The organism is Psychrosphaera haliotis (assembly GCF_009728465.1).
GTDB lineage: Bacteria > Pseudomonadota > Gammaproteobacteria > Enterobacterales > Alteromonadaceae > Psychrosphaera > Psychrosphaera haliotis.
The window spans coordinates 650,367-669,279 of sequence record NZ_WOCD01000003.1; the positions used below are offsets into that span (position 1 = coordinate 650,367).

Annotated in this window: 20 protein-coding genes, 1 tRNA gene and 2 pseudogenes; 5 read left to right on the forward strand and 18 right to left on the reverse strand. The window is 38.9% G+C overall.

All coding sequences use genetic code 11. The features are described 5' to 3' along the window. Window positions 1-72 precede the first annotated feature (72 nt). A complete protein-coding gene (gene smpB, locus GNP35_RS07815; RefSeq protein ID WP_155695580.1) occupies window positions 73-552 on the reverse strand; it encodes an SsrA-binding protein SmpB in 480 nt (159 codons plus the stop codon). Between the two features lie 109 nt (window positions 553-661). Here smpB and GNP35_RS07820 point away from each other — a divergent pair. Both GNP35_RS07820 and GNP35_RS07825 read left to right on the forward strand, forming a co-directional pair. Then, window positions 662-1,095 (forward strand): annotated as a pseudogene (locus GNP35_RS07820) (type II toxin-antitoxin system RatA family toxin). Then, window positions 1,088-1,435: an RnfH family protein gene (locus GNP35_RS07825; protein WP_155695581.1), complete on the forward strand. Its 348-nt coding sequence runs from the start codon at window positions 1,088-1,090 to the stop codon at window positions 1,433-1,435. The pseudogene GNP35_RS07820 and the gene GNP35_RS07825 overlap by 8 nt, the downstream one beginning before the upstream one ends. Window positions 1,436-1,462: 27 nt before the next feature. Here the strand turns inward: GNP35_RS07825 and GNP35_RS07830 are convergent, their stop codons facing one another. The 8 genes from GNP35_RS07830 to GNP35_RS07865 form a co-directional block, all read right to left on the reverse strand. Then, window positions 1,463-1,810, reverse strand: coding sequence for an outer membrane protein assembly factor BamE (locus tag GNP35_RS07830; RefSeq protein WP_155695582.1), 348 nt, complete (start codon window positions 1,808-1,810; stop codon window positions 1,463-1,465). A gap of 128 nt (window positions 1,811-1,938) precedes the next feature. Further along, window positions 1,939-3,186 (reverse strand): dipeptidase, encoded by a 1,248-nt coding sequence (locus tag GNP35_RS07835; protein ID WP_414153678.1) that lies wholly within the window; start codon window positions 3,184-3,186, stop codon window positions 1,939-1,941. Window positions 3,187-3,222: 36 nt separating this feature from the next. Continuing rightward, window positions 3,223-3,801: a hypothetical protein gene (locus tag GNP35_RS07840; RefSeq protein WP_155695583.1), complete on the reverse strand. Its 579-nt coding sequence runs from the start codon at window positions 3,799-3,801 to the stop codon at window positions 3,223-3,225. A 12-nt stretch (window positions 3,802-3,813) separates the two neighbouring features. Beyond that, window positions 3,814-4,605: a FlgO family outer membrane protein gene (locus GNP35_RS07845; RefSeq protein ID WP_155695584.1), complete on the reverse strand. Its 792-nt coding sequence runs from the start codon at window positions 4,603-4,605 to the stop codon at window positions 3,814-3,816. A 25-nt stretch (window positions 4,606-4,630) separates the two neighbouring features. Then, window positions 4,631-5,434, reverse strand: coding sequence for a FlgO family outer membrane protein (locus tag GNP35_RS07850; RefSeq protein ID WP_155695585.1), 804 nt, complete (start codon window positions 5,432-5,434; stop codon window positions 4,631-4,633). Window positions 5,435-5,443: 9 nt separating this feature from the next. Further along, complete coding sequence (locus GNP35_RS07855) at window positions 5,444-6,052, reverse strand: FlgO family outer membrane protein (protein ID WP_155695586.1); 609 nt, start codon at window positions 6,050-6,052, stop codon at window positions 5,444-5,446. Between the two features lie 103 nt (window positions 6,053-6,155). Further along, window positions 6,156-6,231 (reverse strand) — tRNA-Arg (locus GNP35_RS07860). Window positions 6,232-6,240: 9 nt separating this feature from the next. Then, a complete protein-coding gene (locus tag GNP35_RS07865; protein ID WP_155695587.1) occupies window positions 6,241-6,969 on the reverse strand; it encodes a phosphatase PAP2 family protein in 729 nt (242 codons plus the stop codon). A 393-nt stretch (window positions 6,970-7,362) separates the two neighbouring features. On the opposite strand from GNP35_RS07865, the gene GNP35_RS07870 reads away from it, so the two are divergent. From GNP35_RS07870 to suhB, 3 genes are all read left to right on the forward strand, one after another. Then, window positions 7,363-9,528 (forward strand): YgiQ family radical SAM protein, encoded by a 2,166-nt coding sequence (locus tag GNP35_RS07870; protein ID WP_414153688.1) that lies wholly within the window; start codon window positions 7,363-7,365, stop codon window positions 9,526-9,528. A gap of 98 nt (window positions 9,529-9,626) precedes the next feature. Further along, window positions 9,627-9,986, forward strand: a complete 360-nt coding sequence (locus GNP35_RS07875) for a DUF2750 domain-containing protein (RefSeq protein ID WP_155695589.1) — start codon at window positions 9,627-9,629, stop codon at window positions 9,984-9,986. Between the two features lie 185 nt (window positions 9,987-10,171). Then, window positions 10,172-10,978 (forward strand): inositol-1-monophosphatase, encoded by an 807-nt coding sequence (gene suhB, locus GNP35_RS07880; RefSeq protein WP_155695590.1) that lies wholly within the window; start codon window positions 10,172-10,174, stop codon window positions 10,976-10,978. 32 nt (window positions 10,979-11,010) lie between these two features. Here the strand turns inward: suhB and GNP35_RS07885 are convergent, their stop codons facing one another. From GNP35_RS07885 to GNP35_RS07925, 9 genes and pseudogenes are all read right to left on the reverse strand, one after another. Further along, the gene (locus GNP35_RS07885) at window positions 11,011-12,138 is read right to left on the reverse strand and encodes an ATP-binding protein (protein WP_155695591.1); all 1,128 of its coding nucleotides are present in this window, start codon (window positions 12,136-12,138) and stop codon (window positions 11,011-11,013) included. Beyond that, a complete protein-coding gene (locus GNP35_RS07890) occupies window positions 12,135-13,346 on the reverse strand; it encodes a CHASE domain-containing protein (RefSeq protein ID WP_155695592.1) in 1,212 nt (403 codons plus the stop codon). The genes GNP35_RS07885 and GNP35_RS07890 overlap by 4 nt, the downstream gene beginning before the upstream one ends. A 74-nt stretch (window positions 13,347-13,420) precedes the next feature. Next, entirely contained in the window at window positions 13,421-13,783 is a 363-nt protein-coding gene (locus tag GNP35_RS07895) for an MASE1 domain-containing protein (protein ID WP_155695593.1), read from the reverse strand. Window positions 13,784-13,955: 172 nt separating this feature from the next. After that, window positions 13,956-14,295: pseudogene (gene fdx / locus GNP35_RS07900) on the reverse strand (ISC system 2Fe-2S type ferredoxin). A gap of 21 nt (window positions 14,296-14,316) precedes the next feature. Then, window positions 14,317-16,176 (reverse strand): Fe-S protein assembly chaperone HscA, encoded by a 1,860-nt coding sequence (gene hscA, locus GNP35_RS07905; protein ID WP_155695594.1) that lies wholly within the window; start codon window positions 16,174-16,176, stop codon window positions 14,317-14,319. A 23-nt stretch (window positions 16,177-16,199) separates the two neighbouring features. Continuing rightward, a complete protein-coding gene (hscB, locus tag GNP35_RS07910; RefSeq protein ID WP_155695595.1) occupies window positions 16,200-16,718 on the reverse strand; it encodes a co-chaperone HscB in 519 nt (172 codons plus the stop codon). A gap of 83 nt (window positions 16,719-16,801) precedes the next feature. Beyond that, entirely contained in the window at window positions 16,802-17,125 is a 324-nt protein-coding gene (gene iscA, locus GNP35_RS07915; RefSeq protein ID WP_155695596.1) for an iron-sulfur cluster assembly protein IscA, read from the reverse strand. 62 nt (window positions 17,126-17,187) lie between these two features. Beyond that, on the reverse strand, window positions 17,188-17,571 hold the full coding sequence (iscU, locus tag GNP35_RS07920; RefSeq protein WP_155695597.1) for a Fe-S cluster assembly scaffold IscU: 384 nt from the start codon (window positions 17,569-17,571) through the stop codon (window positions 17,188-17,190). A 96-nt stretch (window positions 17,572-17,667) separates the two neighbouring features. Continuing rightward, window positions 17,668-18,882, reverse strand: coding sequence for an IscS subfamily cysteine desulfurase (locus tag GNP35_RS07925; protein WP_155695598.1), 1,215 nt, complete (start codon window positions 18,880-18,882; stop codon window positions 17,668-17,670). Window positions 18,883-18,913 lie beyond the last annotated feature (31 nt).

The window sequence follows — 18,913 nt, forward strand, 5'->3', positions numbered from 1 at the left end:
GACCATTAGAACTTCAAAACAACGAATAAATTTCAGTAGCGTTAAATTATATGTCCAACGCTACCTAATAATTTATCGACCTGCGTGTTTCATAAGCCTTTCTTTTTGTCTGCCCCAGTCTCTGTCTTTGATATCTGAACGCTTATCTTGGCTATGTTTACCTTTTGCTAAATGGAATTCCACTTTTACCCAGCTTTTTTTCCAATACATTGCTGTTGCTATAAGGGTATAACCTTGACGTTCAACGGCACCAACCAACTCCATAATTTCGCGTTTTTTAAGTAACAGTTTTCTGTACCTAGTTGGTTCGCAAACAACGTGGCTTGATGCCTGATTTAAAGGCTGAATTTCAGCATTTAATAAAAATACTTCGCCATCTTTTAAAAATACGTAGGTATCCGAAATATTTACTTTACCTTCTCGGATACTTTTTACTTCCCATCCTTGCAGCTCCACGCCCGCTTCAAACTTCTTATCAAGCTGATACTCATGGCGAGCTTTTTTGTTCAATGCAATTGTATTAGATGGTGTTTTTGGTTTTTTCTTAGCCATAATTACTTCTTTGTTAGTTCTCCATCGATTATAACCATTTATAGGTTATTTTCTATGTAAGTTTGTTAGAATAAACCTTAACGAGTGTTAAAAACGATAAGTAGGGTCCATGCCAAAGCTTTCACGCAGCGCGTTAGTCATGTATAGCTGCGATCAAATGTATAATTTAGTTAATGATATAGAGTCATATCCTCAGTTTATACCTAATTGTGCTGATGCCACTTGTAAAGTCTTGTCGAGCACAGAAAACTAGAAGGCTCGTTGTTAATTAACAAAGCTGGCATCAGTAAATGGTTTACCACTAAAAATGAATTGGTGTCTAACCGGGTTATCAATATGACATTAGTTAACGGCCCTTTCAAATATTTAACTGGTAGCTGGACCTTCACTGAGCTCGACTCTGATGCTTGTAAAGTTGAACTCGAACTAGACTTTGAATTCTCTTCAAAAATGATTGAGCTCGCTTTTGGCAAGATATTTACGCACGTAACAACAAGTATGGTCACTGCATTCACACAAAGAGCAAAACAAGTTTATGTCTAACATGATTACAATTGAAGTGGCATACGCCCTTCCTGAAAAACAATCCCTTTTGCAATTGCAAGTCGATGCTGCGTCTACTGTTGAGCAAGCCATTGATAAGAGTGGGATTATGACAAGCCACCCAGAAATAGATTTGGCTGCGCTAAAAGTTGGGATATGGTCAAAAACTTGTAAGCTTGAAGCTAGCTTAAAGGATGGTGATCGAATCGAAATTTATCGACCTCTTATTGCCGACCCTAAAGAAGTCCGTAAGCGCCGTGCAGAAAAAGCTGTGCAAGAAGGCCGAGCTGATAAAGTAACTGGTGGCCGACCAAACCCTCGTAAAAAAGCCGAAGATTAACTTCGGCTTAACATAGCTATAAAGAGGTTACTCAGCGTCTAGTGGCGTATCGAAGTTTTCTGGTTTGTCAAAGTCCCCAGAAACCTTACTTAAATTGTCCCCAGTAAAATGAACTACAATCTCTTTTCTGAGCAATTCATCTGTTTTACCTACGCGTCTTGTATAAACATAGTGCCAATCATCGTCACGAAATGCATTACTAACGACTGGTGTGCCTAAAACAAATTTAACCTGCTCTTTGGTCATATTCACACGAAGTTTATCCACATCTCTTTGGTTTAGGTAATTCCCCTGAACGATGTCATATTTATAAACCCAGCTACTGCAGCCTGAAAGAACCCCAAGGGCCAATAAAACTAATAAAATTTGCTTCATGTAATTACTACTTCATAAGATTAAAAGGTTGTTGCTATTGGAATCATCCTTTAGCAAAAAGTTCCATCATACTAGCAGATAAAATTCTGTTAGGTAAGACGGAACTCATGCTAAAACCCTAATAGGCCTTACATAGAGGCTGCTACGGCTTCTACTTTTTTCCAAACGCGCATAAAGTTACCCGACAAGATTTTCTTTATTTCTTGCTCTGTATAGCCTCGGTTTAATAAACCTTGTACTAAGTGAGGGAAATAAGACACATCTTTTAAGTCTCTTGGTAACGAATCGCCCACACCATCAAAGTCAGAGCCGATACCTACGTAATCAATGCCCACTAGATTCTTAACATGATCAATGTGATCCAAAACAGTTTCTAATGACGCAAACGGATACGGTTTTGCTTTACGGTGTGCTTCTGCGATTTCATTCGCTTTTGGATCACCCCATTTAACGCCAGCGGCTTCAAATTTCTTAGATAGGTCATCTTGCCAATCACGCGTTTCTTGAGATACAAAACTAGAACCAAAGTTAATTTGAATAACGCCGCCATTTTTAGCGAGGGCCTTAATCATTTTGTCGTCCATGTTACGTTCAAAACCTGGCGTGAATTTTCGTAATGATGAATGAGAAGCTATCGCAGGCGCTTTAGTTATCTCCATTGCTTGATAAAACGCAGCGTCTGAAACGTGCGATATATCAACCATGACACCCAATTTATTCATTTCAACGACAAGTTCTTTGCCAAACGGGCTTAAACCTTTCCAGTTACGACGAAGGTCATATGACGAATCTGAAATGTGATTTGAAAGAGAGTGTGCAAGAGTGATGTAACGGATACCGCGGTCATAAAACATTTTTAAATTATCAAGACTACCGGCAACAGGACTTCCGTTTTCCATGCCCATTGGTAACGAAATAAGACCTTTTTTAAAATGCTCTTCAACATCAGAAGTCGAATACGCTACGGCAAACTTATCAGGTGCTCTATTAGCAATTGCTTCTACGGAGTCTATAAGTTGATGAGCTAATTGAACCCCATAGTCTTTACCTGGCGCCTCAAGCGTTGCAGGTAAGTAAATAGACATAAATGGCGCGTTAAGGCCGCCTTTTTTTGCTCTTGGATAATCGAAGTCGCCTTTTTCTGTAGCGACCGTTACGTCTTCCCAGCGTTTATTTATACGAAAAGGAACATCAATATGACTATCTACAATTATTGTATTTTGAGCGATATCTTTTGCTTTTTTCGATACTTCAATAGCGTGAGCAGATTGTGCAGAGCATAAAGCAGATAAAGCTAAAGCTGCGGTTAATGCAGAAAGAGTGAACGACTTCATAGGGATCCCTTTTGTTTTTATTGGTTCATTTCTAGCTTTCATTTAAACACTTTTAAAAACGATATGGAACAACCTTACTTAATCAAAGCGAATACCATCTACATAGTTGAAAAAGAAATAATCGGTAATGTCAGAACTTGCTCCAACAACAGGAATAATTAGGTTATTTTCATCTTTTAGTTCTAATTGTAAGCAGATTTTTCCATTTCTAATTTTGAGCTTAGGTGTAATAAACCAAGTTTTACTATGTGTAACCTGCTGCATTTCATTATCAAAGTCATAAGCTTCAATTCGATTTAATATGAACTCACTGATAATGATGTTTGCTCGACTCTGAAACATCGCGCCTTTTATCTTTCCCTTTGCAGGTAGCAGTTTAATTTTAGGCTTGTCTTCCCCTGAATATATTGAGGTTTCTAGCTTGTCATAAATAAGGTTTATTTCTTTTTCAATTTGAAGGTAGTATTGCAGGCGGACAAAAAACGGGTCAAGTAAGTCAGTGGGAGACTCGCTCGCTCTTCTTTCAGCTTCTTTTTCATAAGCCTTCTCATGCGGAACTTCGGTAATGTTGTATACCACTTTTGTTATAACAACAGGTTCAGTTGACTGACAACCAACCACAGTTAATAACAACATAGCCATCACAACTTTACGCATAATATCGCCTAACTAAAGCACTGTATGTTTAGCGCCAGGAGGGATCACCGTATCTAATACAAAATAAGGTATAAAGCCTGACGCGGTTGAAATTATCCACTTATTATCAAAATCAACGACTCTAGCATTAATTAACAAACCCGTTTGTTGATACATCACTGTGCCTGTAAGGACATGAGTGATTGATTCGCTTGAAGTAAGCTTGTTGGCATCACGAGAAAACACAAAGTCTCCTTGTGGCGTAATGGACACGGTATTTTTTACTTTATAATCTGCTACCGTAAAGCCATTTTGAAATAAGTGCGTGGTAAAGTGCTCCGAAACAATATTGCCAACTGGCGTGATCGTAGCTAAGTCGTTAGTGAAATCGACAAATGATGTGACGCCCACTATGACATGCTTTGCATCTTTTGAAACATTACTTATTAAACTCGCTGATATTTGCTCAATATATTCACTCAATAAAACAGAGTGTTGATTGCCTGTTAACGTGTGGTTAGCAATATAAGCACTTTCAGACTCCATAGTAGATGCAGACGAGTAATTAGATCTTTGTCTCTCAGCGAAATTGTCAGGTTTATTAGTGCGAACAATTGGAGTCTCAATAGTTTCAGTCGTTGTGTCAGCACCATACCCGTTTATACTTTTAGGACAGTCAATAATTTGCCCTCTTGGGTTCATGCAAACATTTTCTTCTTTAACCTGCACAATAGGCTTTGGTTGTTCCGTAAATGAACACGCCGATAGTAAAGCTAACCCGCTAACATAAAGTAGCACTCTAACATTTGATTTTTTCGATATCATAACGACTCACCTAACAAGATGTTGTTTAATCTACGTTTCGCTCAGAAGATACAACTGGTATACCATCATTAAAGCCGCTCGAAGTTAATTGGTTAACGACATTATTAGGCAAAAAACCTTGTGCCGATGCGACAACCGCTTTTGAATCAATTCCAACAACACGAGCATTAATCAAATAACCAGTAAGTTGCTTTGTTAACGTTCCAGCAACGGCATATTTGATTGGTAAGTCACCTTCTAACTCTAAGTAGTCTTTACTAAAAATGAAATCGCCGTCTGGCGTGACGCGCACAAAATCTGTCGTTTTGAAATCTATAACAGGAATACCAAATTTGTGAACCTCATGGATAAAGCTCTCAGATATTTGCTTGCCTAATATGTCAGAGTACTGAAAGTCACTATCTAACATCACGAAACTCGTTACGGCTATAGGCGTACTCGAATTTACGTACTTCATATTAGACACTAAGTCTTGCATTAACCCACGAACGTAAAAGTTGATGTTTTTATCACGACCACCACGGTTAGGTTGTTGCTTGCCCATTTCATTCATTTTTCCCAACAAATGACTGCGGTAGTCATTCTGGAATTTTAAACTCGCATCATTTGCCGTCATTACATTTTCGTTATCTAATCTTGGCTTTGGAGCTAATGAAGTCTCTTCGGATTCGCTCACTAATGCGTTTGCAGTCTGATCGTCAGTGCTATCTTCATTAGCGGCCTGCTCAACTTTAATATCATCATTGTAAGACTCTTCTACAGACCACTCAGAAATGGATGAACAAGCGGTAATATTAGTCGCTATTATAAGAGGGATTAATTTTTTCATGATTTGCTCCTAGTATTCGCCACGGTATAGTTTTTCATTTTTCAGCTTCACTTTTTCGTGACTCCACATTGCATTCATTGGTATGTAATCGGTTGCTGCCGCAACTACCGTTTTATTTGATAAGTCGATTATTCTGGCATTTACCACTAATTCATTTTCTTGCTGAACGTAATGACCAACTAATAGGTAATCGGCGGTAATATTATTTTCTAAACTGTTAACATCTCGGCTCATAAATCTATCGGCTTGATCAGAAATAATAACCTGCTTTTGTACTTTAAATTCGGTCACCTTGAGTCCAGCCTGTGTCAAAAAAGTAACAAAGCTTTCTTGAATTTGAATTCCAAATGGCGAAAGAGACTCATTCTTTTCTTCCGAAAGGGTGTTAGCTGGCAAAAAGGTGCCGACTAAAATAGGCTGACCAATATTGAAATGGTTTGTTGTATTCAACAATTGTCTAGCGAGTTGTTCAACATGGCCATGAAAAGACGCGCCTGCACGCTCAGGCTGATATTGCTCATAACCCTTTTCTACCGGCGGGTTTTGCAGCTCAGCTAAACGTTCAATAGTTGTGCAACCAGACAAAAACAAGGTTAGGACGAGTAAAAACTGTTTCATATTTTTAAACCAACAATAAAGATCTTATTAATTTAAAGCAATATGAATGCCAGTTTACCTTAGGTTAAAGAAAACCTAATAGGTAAAGGTTTGCCGAGGAGAATGGCGTCCTCTACAGGACTTGAACCTGTATCTAAGGCTTAGGAGGCCCTTGTTCTATCCAGTTGAACTAAGAGGACTTTTTATAGCTAAGCGACTTGTGGAATTTTTGCATCTACCGGCAATTTTGATTCAGGATCGTTTGTTACCTTGCTGCCTGGCTGAGGTATTTTCATGAGAGCTGCAATACCCCAGAAGCTCCAGTAAACAATAAAGCCCGCAAGAATTGCGTCACTTAAAAAGTGTCCACCTTGAACAACTCTTATCATGCCAACAAGAGTGCCTAGGCCAATACCAAAGTACATCCAGCGCCTAGAGTTTAATAACCAACCTAAAATCATAAAGTAGTAACCCATGGCTGCGTGACCACTTACAAAGGAACAGTTTCGTTCACATTGATCAGATATAACCCAGGCCGGCGAAAACACTTTATCACCACCAAAAGCTTCAATTTGGCGAGGTCTTGCTCTATCCCAGTTGTCTTTAAAAACCGTATGTACGATGATGCCAGGTCCAAGCAAGATAGCGATCAGAGCAAAGCTACATAGCTTTCTTTGGTTACAGCACCAAGCCAGTTTTATGCTTAATATTATAAAAATGATAAACGCAGGAAGGAGAAGCTTAGGCATATGTTTGAATATGTCATAAATGACTTGAACAAATGCATAATTGTTAAAGTAGAAACCACCATTATTAGCGTCGTAGAACCAACTTGATACGGTTAGATCAATTTCTGTAAATATGGCAAAAAGTAGTGACAACACCACAAATACCGCAAATTTGATTCCAGTTTTCATTATTTTTTTTATTATATCCATGAAATTTGCTAATGCATTTTAAGCAGGGTTTTTCATTATTATCAACTACTATTTTGTTAATTTTTGAACATAATTTAAACAATGCAAAAAAAAACAAGATTGTTCAAAAGCATAGCGTGATGATTAAAATTAATACAAATAATATTATGATTGCTTTTCACCTTTACGTGAAAAGTCTGTATAATCGCGCGTCCGTTCACAAGCACTATACTAAATGCTGTGGAAATGAAATTTACAAAGGTAGTCCAAATGCAAGCAAAAACCGCACGTCCAAGTTCACCGATAAAGCCGCCAGCGGCGACGGTGAAAACCGATAAGAAACTGTGGGACTACCCTAAATACTGGGCTGAATGTTTTGGCCCAGCGCCATTTTTCCCAACCACCCGTGAAGAAATGGACTTATTAGGTTGGGACAGTTGTGATGTCATTATCGTTACCGGTGATGCATATGTTGATCACCCTAGCTTTGGCATGGCCGTAATTGGGCGCATGTTGGAATCACAAGGTTTCCGAGTTGGGATCATTGATCAACCAGATTGGCACAGCAAAGATGACTTTCAGCGTTTAGGCAAACCGAACCTGTATTTTGGTATTACTGCCGGTAACATGGATTCCATGATCAACCGTTATACTGCTGACAGAAAATTGCGTCACGATGATGCGTATACGCCAGATAATATTGGTGGAAAGCGCCCTGATAGAGCCGTTACTGTTTATTCTCAGCGTTGTCGTGAAGCCTTTAAAGGTGTGCCAATTGTTATTGGTGGCATAGAAGCGAGTTTACGCCGTATTGGCCACTATGATTATTGGTCAAACAAAGTACGCCGTTCGGTTATTTTTGACTCTAAAGCTGACATGCTTATTTTTGGTAATGCAGAGCGTCCACTGGTGGAAATCACGCATCGCCTTTCAAGAGGCGAAGACATCAAAGAAATCAAAAATGTCCGTGGTACAGCCATCGTATTAAAAGACGCCTTACCTGATTGGCAAGGTATTGACTCAACTCACATTGATAAGCCGGGTATTATTGACCCAATACTAAACCCGTACCAAGAATATGATGCTAATACTTGTAGTAATAAAGATGAAGCAATTCAAGAAAGTGCAGCAGATGAAACAGGCGTAAGCCAAGCCTTTGTTGTTCAGCCTTATGACCGCCAAAAAACCAAGTCGCAGTTACGTCGTCCTTGGGATCGTGTTTACATCAAACTTCCGGCTTTTGAAGTAGTATCTAAAAATGAAATTTTGTATGCACACACAAACCGAATTTTACACCAAGAAACAAACCCTGGTTGTGCAAAAGCATTAATGCAGCGCCACGGTGATAGAAGTGTTTGGATAAATCCACCTGCGTTTCCACTTGAAACTGAAGAGATGGATTACGTATTTGGTATGCCATTTGCGCGCATTCCGCACCCTAAATACGAAGGCAAAAAAATACCAGCTTACGAGATGATTAAAACATCTGTGAATATTATGCGTGGTTGTTACGGCGGTTGTACTTTCTGTTCAATCACTGAGCACGAAGGTCGTATTATTCAAAGTCGTTCTGAAGATTCTATTATTAATGAAATTGAACAAATCCGAGATACAGTTCCTGGCTTTACTGGCGTAATTTCGGATCTTGGTGGACCAACGGCCAACATGTATATGTTGCGCTGTAAGTCTGAAAAAGCAGAAGCGACTTGTCGTCGAGCATCGTGTGTTTACCCTGATATATGTAAGCACATGGATACTGACCATGAACCAACAATTAATTTGTACCAACGAGCTCGTGAACTACCAGGCATAAAGAAGATCCTTATCGCTTCTGGTGTTCGTTACGATTTAGCAGTGCAAGATCCTCGTTATGTTAAAGAGTTGGTAACGCACCATGTTGGCGGTTATTTAAAAATAGCGCCTGAACATACAGAAGAAGGTCCTTTGTCTAAAATGATGAAGCCGGGTATGGGCAGTTATTACCAATTTAAAGAGCTATTTGAAAAGTATTCAAAAGAAGCTGGTAAAGAACAGTATTTGATCCCTTACTTTATTGCCGCTCACCCTGGCACAGAAGTTCAAGACATGATTAACCTCGCGATGTGGTTAAAAGAAAACCGCTTCCGTTTAGACCAGGTTCAGAACTTCTACCCATCTCCGATGGCAACTGCAACCACTATGTATCACACAGAAATAGATACTTTGCATAAAGTTAAGAAACAAAATGACAACGTGCCAATTCCACGCGGTGAAAAAGAGCGACGCCTGCATAAGGCTATTTTGCGCTATCACGATCCTCAAAACTGGAAAATGATCCGTCATGCACTAAAAGAAATGGGATTAGCAAAATTAATTGGTAATGGTCCAGATCACTTAGTACCGCCAGCGTCTCCAAATGAAGAGAATCGTAGTAACGGTAATTATGGCCGTAAGCCTCAAGTTGGCGCTAACAAAGGCCAGAAGGCGTTAACACGTCACTCTGGCATGCAACAGTTTAGTAATAAGCCAAAAGCCAATAGCAAGCCTTCAGGTAAGCCGAGTGGCAAACCTAGTGCTAAAAAGAAACCAAGTAGAATTTAGTCTAGCGACATTTTATTTCATTAAACAGTAATGAGGAGCCTTTAACGTTAAGGCTCTTTTTACAAGGCTTACGCCATCAACTAATTAGAGAGTCAAATATGAATAACGACAGCAACTCAATCAGCGAATTTTTTGACGAAGTTAAAGCAACACAAATGATTTGGGCATTGCATGACAAAGAGTCTGACGGTTGGGTAATTGTTGACTCAGTGCAATTTGAAGACACTGATGTCATGCTTCTTTGGTCTAGAGAGTCTATTGCTCAAAAAAACTGTACTGACGAGTGGGCGACTTATGTACCAACTCAAATTTCTGTCGCTGAATGGTTAGAGTTTTGGGTTGAAGACTTAAGCCAAGACAATATCATTATTGGTTTAGACTGGCAGGACAATGATGACTGTGCAGAAATGGACCTAGCAGAGTTTAGTCAAAAAGTAGCAGACCTAGAAATATTATAGGTTTGAAGCGAATTTTGTTTACTTTTTTTTAAAAGTCTCTAAAATGCGCGCCTGATTAAAAAACGTTCTTTAGTAATTTGGAATATTAGTGCGCACACCTCTCATTAATTGAGTTTAGGTGGGGCTTTTTTCGGCTTTTTAACTATTATTCTTAATTACGTTCTTTTCAAAAATAGGTGATTGTAATGCAACCGATGTTAAATATCGCAGTCCGTGCTGCGCGTAATGCTGGTAAAGTTATTGCTCGAGCATACGAGCAATTAGATATGGTTAAGTCAGAGCTTAAAGGCGCAAATGACTTTGTTACCAACGTGGATATTGAAGCGGAGCAAGCAATCATCTCTACAATTCAGGCTTCATACCCTGATCATTCATTTGTTGCTGAAGAAAGCGGTGTTATTGATGGCAACGCTAAATATCAGTGGATCATTGACCCACTAGATGGCACTACAAACTTCGTAAAAGGCATTCCTCATTTTGCTGTATCTATTGCGCTTAGAGTAGATGGCAAGCTAGAACAAGCTGTTGTTTTCGACCCAATTCGTGGCGAACTATTTACTGCTTCTAAAGGTGCTGGTGCGCAACTTGATGGCAGAAGAATTCGTGTTTCAAAAGCGAAAGACTTATCTGGTACTATTTTAGCAACAGGTTTCCCATTCAAGCAAAAGCATCAAATTGAAGCTTACTCAAAGATTTTTAATGAACTGTTTTTACAAGTAGCTGACATGCGTCGCGCAGGCTCTGCTGCACTTGATATCTGTTATGTTGCTGCCGGACGTGTTGAAGGTTTCTTTGAAATTGGTTTACGTCCTTGGGATACGGCTGCTGGACAGTTAATCGCACAAGAAGCTGGTGCTGTAGTCGCTGACTTCGAAGGTGGAAACAATTACGACAAATCAGGCAACATTGTTGTAGCAACACCTAAAGTTCTAGGCGCGATACTAAAAGCAATTCGCCCACATCTAAACGATGGATTACGTACTTTACGTTAATTCTTATGATGCTTGTATACAAAGAGCCAGCTTTACTGCTGGCTTTTTTGTACCAGTAACTTGTCTATCACTGAACTCAACTCTTCTAATAAAAAGGGTTTAGTCACATAATCATTTACACCTAATATTTTTGCATACTCTTTGTCTTCATGATTTACGCTTGCACTGATAATGACAATTGGAATAGCGGCTAAATCTAACATCTTCTTCATCTCACGAATCATAGAAAAACCATCTAAAACTGGCATGTGTAAGTCAACAAACACAATATCTGGCTTGTGCGTCGCCAAATAATCTAGGCCCTGCTGGCCATCATCCGCCAATTTCGACTTCACTTTTAACAGCTCTAACTGCTTACTGGCAATTAGTTGGTTTATCTTATTGTCTTCAACGACTAATGCATTAAACAGGAACTTTTTGTCCACCGAATCAATTAAATTACTTAAGCTATCTTCTTTTGAAGTTAAATCTTCACTTTCCAAATTACTTATAGGTTCAATTTCCACCGGGATGTTAACTTCAAAACTGCTCCCTTGACCACTTAAGCTATACACATCTATCTTAGCGTCCATAGCATCACAAATCTGTTTAACTATTGCCAAACCTAAACCTGTACCTCCAAAGCGGCGTGTTGTGGACTCATCGGCTTGTGTAAAGCTATCAAACAGGGTTTCAATTTTGTCTTGAGGTATGCCAATCCCCTCATCTTTCACTTTGATTACTAATGTTGCGCTACTCTTTTTAATCCCTTGCAAGCTAGTACTAAAAGTTACGCCCCCAACAGCCGTAAATTTAATTGCATTTTCTACTAGGTTCATCAATATTTGCTCAACTCTTACCGAGTCGCTTTTCACAAGGTAGCTTTCAACGTTGCCCTTATTTGTATGTAACAAAATACCTTTTGCGGATGCTTTTTCTTTTAGTAGGTTATAGATAGTATCAACCGATTTACTCACGGTAAAAGGTTGCTTCTCTAATAATATTTTGTTTTCCGAAATTTTAGAAAAGTCGAGTACGTTGTTAATAATTCCCAAAAGAAACTTTGATGAATTAAGTATTTGTTCAAAATACTCAGAAGACTTTTTAGTATTTCCATCTGACTTACCCAGCTGAGCAAAGCCAATAATTGCATTTAGTGGCGTTCGGTATTCATGACTCATATTGCTAAAAAGCGACTTTTCGCTTCATTTGCTTTTAACAACTCAGTGTTCTTCTCTTTTAGTTCACTGGTTTTTCTACCCACTTTTTCTTCCAGCATCTCGCTTAGGTTTGTCATTACTATTATAAATATGACGCTGAATGTACTAACTAAACAACCAACCACTATAATCAACCAGCTAGACCAATCAACAGACTCCTCATCAAATTTTTTGGAGCTAGAGAAAAGCACAAGTAATTCAGTATCAAAAAAAGAATACTTTGACTCTATTTTAAAGAGTGCGTCATCGCGAAAGTTAAAGTTAAAAAATGCAGTTGTTTGTTGATCTTGAATATAATGAGTTTGAAGTAAAAAGCTGTCACTTTTGGCCTGATGATAAATACTTTCAACAAGCTGATCTAATTCTATAACAGCCTCAAATATCCCAATCAAATTATTTTCAGGGTTACCGCTTCCTTTAACATACCCATCTTTAAAGTATGGGTAATATACAATAACCGCATTAAACTTCTCTTTCTGCTGCACTAAAGAGACTTGTGGTGAAACCGCCATTGTTCCTGTATTAATTGCTTTTCTAACAGTGGCACCGACCACATCGTGATTTAAAACATCAAGACCAATCGCACCTCTGTTGGCAGCCAATGGTTCCGAGAACAAAATTGGTAAATAATAGCTTTGTTTAACCGCTGGCTTAACTTCACCATCTATTAACTGTTTTAAATAGAATTTCGGAAAATCATTTTTATCAATATAGGTTTCAAATGCTTCTCTTTTACTCCCTTCAACCTTTGGTAGCCACGCCAAAGCTCTTACTTTTACGTTTGGATTAATGATACTTTCAGAGAATAACCGAAACTCCTCCCTCTCTACCTCATTACTACTGTCAAATAGACCTTTAAGCGCTATAAGTTGCTGAGTAATCGTATTTTCTAAGATATTTAACGTTTGGGAAAAGTTTGAGGTTTCTGACTCGAATTGATCATGTCTTGACTCTTCATAGTTAACCCTTGAAAGATAAAATACAAAAGAGACGAGTAGAAATAACATAAAAGCAGGAATGGCAATCCTCAGCCTGTCTTTTTTTTGCTGGTAATAGTCATTTTCGAAAATAGATAAAACGACTGGAGTGAAAAATATAACTCCCAACGAGTCACCAATCCACCAAGTAAATGCAATAAAAATAGTGTTAGAAATCGATAGGTCACTCATTAAAGATATAAACGAGGCATTTAGGGAGGCCGCGATTAAACAGGATAAAGGGCCAACAATGAGTAAAAATCGGATTAGACTTTTAGGCTAACAGCCTTAATAGGTATTTCAAAAAACCTGATTAACAGCCGCTTTGATACAATTAATTGAAGTGCAGTGCCAAACGCTAAAAGTGTTGGTAGAATTAACATTTCTAGAAAAAATGGATTACCAAGGCTATTAGAAACTTGATAATTAGCAAAAATTGATGCGATAAAGATACCGAATAAAGCCCAGCGCCCCATTATAAGGTAGGTTGCTAGTCCAATACCTGCAGCAGGCCAAATAGTGCTTGCAAAGCCAGGAGGTATGGCAAATAGCAGCCCTACTTTTGCTATGAAGTAGTAACTAAAGAACGCGAATAAGACTACAAAAACTTTATTATTTGGTAAAATCAAATTAAATCCCTCTGATTTAAATTCGGTAGCAAATTCAGCTACATAAATCGATTATTTAATCTATTAATCAATTTACTTTTTAATCCATCACTGTCATTAAATTTTTCTTTAAAATGCAAAAAGCCCAGTTATAAAAACCGGGCTTTTTTAGTATAGACGTTATATCAAAACACTAATGGTTTTCTTTAGCGTGATTTAAACTATATTTTGGAATTTCAACAACTAAGTCTTCATCTCGAATAATGGCTTGGCAGCCTAATCGAGATTCAGCTTCTAAGCCCCATGCCTTGTCTAACATGTCATCTTCTAGTTTCGTCGCTTTCCGATAATGAGTCAAAACCCTCGCGCACTATGATGTGACAAGTTGTACATGCGCAAACCTTCTCACAAGCGTGCTCAATGTCAATGTCGTTTTTTAAAGCTACATTTAATACTGATTCGCCCTTTTCACCTTCAAGTACAGCACCGTCAGGACATAAATCAGAATGCGGTAAAAATATAATTTGTGGCATATTAGCTCTCTTCTCTAAAATTTATACGTTATCCACGGAGTGACCCGTCAATGCTTGTTTAATGCTGTCTTCCATTCGTCTTGCGGCAAAAGGCTGACTAATATCGTCTAATGCTTTAATAGCAGTCTTAATTACATCGCCATTGGCTTGTGCAGTTGACACTCGCAAAGCTTCGATAGCGTTATTAATAGCTTCTAATTCATTTACTTGTAATAGATGGCCTGATTCGTTTATCGCCATTTCAATAGCTTCAATCATTCGAATCGCATCTACTTTTTGCTCTGCTAACATTCGCGCCGCCATGTCTTCTTTTGCATTCGACATAGACGCTTTGATCATATCAGCAATTTCACTTTGCTCTAGGCCATAAGAAGGCTTAACCTGGATAGAAGACTCTATTCCAGTAGACTTCTCCATTGCCGTAACGCTTAACAAACCATCTGCATCAATGTTAAATGTTACTCTGATTACCGCAATGCCCGCCGTTAACGGAGGAATGCCTTTAAGAACAAAACGGGCTAAGCTTCGACAGTCATCAACCATTTCACGCTCGCCTTGCAATACGTGAATGGCCATCATCGTTTGACCGTCTTTATAAGTTGTAAACTCTTGAGCTCTTGCCACTGGGATCGTGGTATTACGCGGAATAACCTTCTCCACTAAGCCACCCATCGTTTCTAAGCCTAGCGATAGCGGAGTTACGTCAAGTAACAACATATCAGAATCAGGTTTGTTACCAACTAGCAGGTCAGCTTGTATTGCCGCGCCAATCGCTACCACTTCATCAGGGTTTATTGAGGTCAATGGAGTTCGATTAAAAAAGCCTTCAACCTTCTCTCGCACTAACGGAACGCGAGTTGAACCGCCCACCATTACCACTTCTAATATCTCTTCTAGCTCAACACCAGCGTCTTTTACGGCACGACGACAACTTCTTAGTGTTGTTTTAACCAAGGCCTCAATTTCAGATTCAAACTCTGCTCTGGTGATTTGGCCAACTATGTCGCCTTCCAACAAAGAGACATTAAATTCGACAGTCTCATTAATAGTTAAAGACTCTTTTAACTCACGACCTAAGTCATACATCTTTCGTAAGCTTTTCGCGCTTAATTTAGCTGTAACGTTTGCGTTTTTAAGTAGTAACTTAACAATGGCTCTATCAAAATCATCTCCGCCTAACGCAGAATCGCCACCCGTTGACAGTACCTCAAAAACACCTTTGTTTAATCTTAAAACCGAGATATCAAACGTGCCACCACCTAGGTCATAAACGGCAATTACGCCCTCTTTACCAGAGTCTAGACCGTAGGCGATCGCGGCCGCAGTTGGCTCGTTGATTAACCTGAGTACCTTTATGCCTGCAATTTCTGCCGCATCCTTAGTGCCGTGTCTTTGAGCATCGTCAAAGTAAGCTGGAACAGTGATAACTGCGCCCTGCAATGCATCACCTAATGTTGCAATAGCTTGCGTATGCAGCTTATTAAGAATTTCAGCTGACACTTGAATAGGGTTCTTTTCACCCTGGCGTGTTTGAATGTTAACCGTATGCTCTTTTTCTACAAAGTTATATGGCAAGTCACCATATAGACGATTAATATCCTCAAGCCCTCTTCCTAAAAAGCGTTTCACGGAAACAAGAGTATTTTCAGGGTCACTCGCTGCGTTATTTTTAGCTTCATGACCAACAAGAATAGAGTCTTCTAAATACTGTACTGCTGATGGCAAAGACTTGTTGCCCTGCTCATCGGCAAGCACTTCAGGAAGACCACTTCGAACTGAAGCCACTAAAGAGTTTGTTGTTCCTAAGTCAATTCCAACCGCAAGTTTGTGCTCATGAGGGTTAGTACTTTGACCTGGTTCTGCTATTTGTAGTAATGCCATAATAAACCGTTAACTTTCCTAATTTAGTAGTCTAGTAACTTATCTTCTAATGCTTCTGCTTCGCTTTTCAGCTTATAAATAAAACGTAACTTCTTCACTGACATTGCCGCCAGTTTATACTCTTGCTTATCAAAGTTTACATTAAACTCATCGGTATATAGTTTAATAAGCTTTTTTATATCGCTGTAAAAAACGTCTAGTGCTTGTTCAGGATCATTGCTAGATTCAAGATCTTCAAGCTCTTCTCTGAGCTCCATCTGCTGCATCAAAAAAGCACCATCTTTAATGGTTTCTTGCTCATGTTTTACATCATGACCATGTTCCGCAACCATATACTCGGCTCTATTTAATGGACTTTTTAATGTCTCATAGGCGTCATTAACCTCAGATGCCTGCTGTACCGCTAATAACTTCTGTTGGTCACTGCCATTAGCAAACTTGTCTGGATGCACTTGTTTTTGAATTGAGCGAAAACGATCTTGGAGGGTCAATAAGTCAACATCAAACTGAACAGGTAAATCAAATAAATCAAAATACCGCATGAAGTCACCTTTTTTAATACAATTTTAGAAACAAAGAAGGCCATATATCGGAATATGGCCTTAGGAATAGCATTTAGCTGAATTTAGATTGTGAAACTTTCACCACATCCACATTCATCTTTTTGGTTAGGGTTAGTAAACTCAAAACCTTCATTTAAACCGTTTTTAACAAAGTCTAATTGAGTGCCATCTAGATAAACTAAACTTTTTGCGTCAACGATAACTTTTACGTCATTATGCTCAAAGACTTCATCACCTTCTTGCAACTCATCAACAAACTCAAGTACATATGCTAATCCAGAACAACCCGTTGTTTTTACTCCTAAACGCAACCCTAGGCCTTTGCCTCGGTTTGTCAAAAAGGTTCTTACACGGTCTGCTGCTGCATCGGTTAAACTGATTGCCATTACTACTATCCCAACTATTTATTTCTACAATTCTAACTAACTACTTGAACGATATTGCGTTCTTAGTTGCTGCTTTTTGATTTGTAGTCTTCGATTGCTGCTTTAATAGCGTCTTCAGCTAAAATAGAGCAGTGAATTTTTACCGGCGGTAATGCTAATTCTTCAGCAATTTCAGTGTTGCTAAGTGCTTGAGCTTCTTCAATCGACTTACCTTTTACCCACTCTGTTACAAGTGAAGAAGAAGCAATTGCTGACCCACAGCCGTAAGTTTTAAACTTAGCGTCTGAAATAATGCCTTTGTCGTCAATTTTAAGTTGTAGTTTCATTACGTCACCACAAGCCGGTGCGCCAACCATACCCGTTGCAATGCTTGGGTCATTCTTGTCAAAAGAACCTACGTTACGTGGGTTTTCATAATGGTCGATTACTTTTTCGCTATAAGCCATTTTTAGCTCCTACATTGCGTTACGCAATTTTAATTTTTAATGTGGCGTTAGAGTTAATCCCTAACACCATTTTACTATTTGTTTCTCGGCTGAGTACTAGTGACCAGCCCATTCGATTTTTGATAAATCAACGCCGTCTTTGAACATTTCCCAAAGCGGTGACATTTCACGTAACTTATCAATTGAATTATTTACCTGACCAATAACATGATCAATATCTTCTTCTGTTGTGAAGCGGCCAATACTGAAACGAATTGAGCTATGTGCTAATTCATCTGACAGACCTAGTGCACGAAGAACATATGAAGGCTCTAAGCTTGCAGATGTACATGCAGAACCCGAAGAAACCGCCATGTCTTTAAGCGCCATGATTAAGCTTTCGCCTTCAACAAAGTTAAAGCTTACGTTAAAGATACCAGGGAAGCGTTGTTCCATGTCGCCATTGATATACGTTTCTTCAATGTGCTTAATGCCATTCCAAAGACGATCACGTAGCTCAATGATGTGTTGTGTGTCTTTTTCCATATCTTCTTTAGCAACACGTGCAGCTTCACCCATACCTACAATTTGGTGAACCGCTAACGTACCTGAACGGAAACCACGCTCATGACCGCCACCGTGCATTTGTGCTTCTAAACGAATACGAGGCTTACGACGAACGTAAAGTGCGCCAATACCTTTAGGGCCATACATTTTGTGAGCAGAAAATGACATTAAATCTACTTTAAGGTCAGTTAAATCAATGGCAACTTTTCCAGCGCTCTGTGCTGCATCTACATGGAAAATGATTTTACGCTCACGACACATTTCGCCAATTTTTTTGATGTCTTGCATAACACCAATTTCATTGTTGATGTGCATGATGCTTACTAAAACTGTATCGTCACGCATTGCTTTTTCAAGCACTTCTAAGTCAATTAAGCCATTCGCCATAACGTCTAAATACGTTACTTCATAACCTTGACGTTCTAATTCACGACACGTGTCTAAAACTGCTTTATGTTCAGTTTTTGCTGTAATTACGTGTTTACCTTTTTTAGAATAAAAGTTGGCGGCACCTTTTATTGCTAAGTTATTTGATTCTGTTGCACCAGAAGTAAACACGATTTCACGAGGGTCTGCATTAACCAATTCAGCAATATTGTTACGAGCAATATCAACTAACTCTTCTGCTTGCCAACCGTAGCGGTGTGAACGAGATGCAGGGTTTCCAAATGTGCCGTCCATAGTTAGACAGTTCATCATTTGTTCAGCAACACGAGGGTCTACAGGTGTTGTTGCTGCGTAATCTAGGTAAATAGGTAACTTCATTTATTTCTCCGCACTCTATTGCTTAATACAA

Coding starts and splice junctions, on each gene's coding strand:
- GNP35_RS07870 (WP_414153688.1), top strand. CDS start 7,363: ATGGACTTATTAGGTTGGGACAGTTGTGATGTCATTATCGTTACCGGT.
- hscA (WP_155695594.1), bottom strand. CDS start 16,176: ATGGCATTACTACAAATAGCAGAACCAGGTCAAAGTACTAACCCTCAT.
- GNP35_RS07830 (WP_155695582.1), bottom strand. CDS start 1,810: ATGAAGCAAATTTTATTAGTTTTATTGGCCCTTGGGGTTCTTTCAGGC.
- iscU (WP_155695597.1), bottom strand. CDS start 17,571: ATGGCTTATAGCGAAAAAGTAATCGACCATTATGAAAACCCACGTAAC.
- GNP35_RS07825 (WP_155695581.1), top strand. CDS start 1,088: ATGTCTAACATGATTACAATTGAAGTGGCATACGCCCTTCCTGAAAAA.
- suhB (WP_155695590.1), top strand. CDS start 10,172: ATGCAACCGATGTTAAATATCGCAGTCCGTGCTGCGCGTAATGCTGGT.
- hscB (WP_155695595.1), bottom strand. CDS start 16,718: ATGCGGTATTTTGATTTATTTGATTTACCTGTTCAGTTTGATGTTGAC.
- GNP35_RS07855 (WP_155695586.1), bottom strand. CDS start 6,052: ATGAAACAGTTTTTACTCGTCCTAACCTTGTTTTTGTCTGGTTGCACA.
- GNP35_RS07890 (WP_155695592.1), bottom strand. CDS start 13,346: ATGAGTGACCTATCGATTTCTAACACTATTTTTATTGCATTTACTTGG.
- smpB (WP_155695580.1), bottom strand. CDS start 552: ATGGCTAAGAAAAAACCAAAAACACCATCTAATACAATTGCATTGAAC.
- GNP35_RS07850 (WP_155695585.1), bottom strand. CDS start 5,434: ATGAAAAAATTAATCCCTCTTATAATAGCGACTAATATTACCGCTTGT.
- GNP35_RS07835 (WP_414153678.1), bottom strand. CDS start 3,186: ATGAAAGCTAGAAATGAACCAATAAAAACAAAAGGGATCCCTATGAAG.
- GNP35_RS07925 (WP_155695598.1), bottom strand. CDS start 18,882: ATGAAGTTACCTATTTACCTAGATTACGCAGCAACAACACCTGTAGAC.
- iscA (WP_155695596.1), bottom strand. CDS start 17,125: ATGGCAATCAGTTTAACCGATGCAGCAGCAGACCGTGTAAGAACCTTT.
- GNP35_RS07865 (WP_155695587.1), bottom strand. CDS start 6,969: ATGGATATAATAAAAAAAATAATGAAAACTGGAATCAAATTTGCGGTA.
- GNP35_RS07875 (WP_155695589.1), top strand. CDS start 9,627: ATGAATAACGACAGCAACTCAATCAGCGAATTTTTTGACGAAGTTAAA.
- GNP35_RS07845 (WP_155695584.1), bottom strand. CDS start 4,605: ATGATATCGAAAAAATCAAATGTTAGAGTGCTACTTTATGTTAGCGGG.
- GNP35_RS07885 (WP_155695591.1), bottom strand. CDS start 12,138: ATGAGTCATGAATACCGAACGCCACTAAATGCAATTATTGGCTTTGCT.
- GNP35_RS07840 (WP_155695583.1), bottom strand. CDS start 3,801: ATGCGTAAAGTTGTGATGGCTATGTTGTTATTAACTGTGGTTGGTTGT.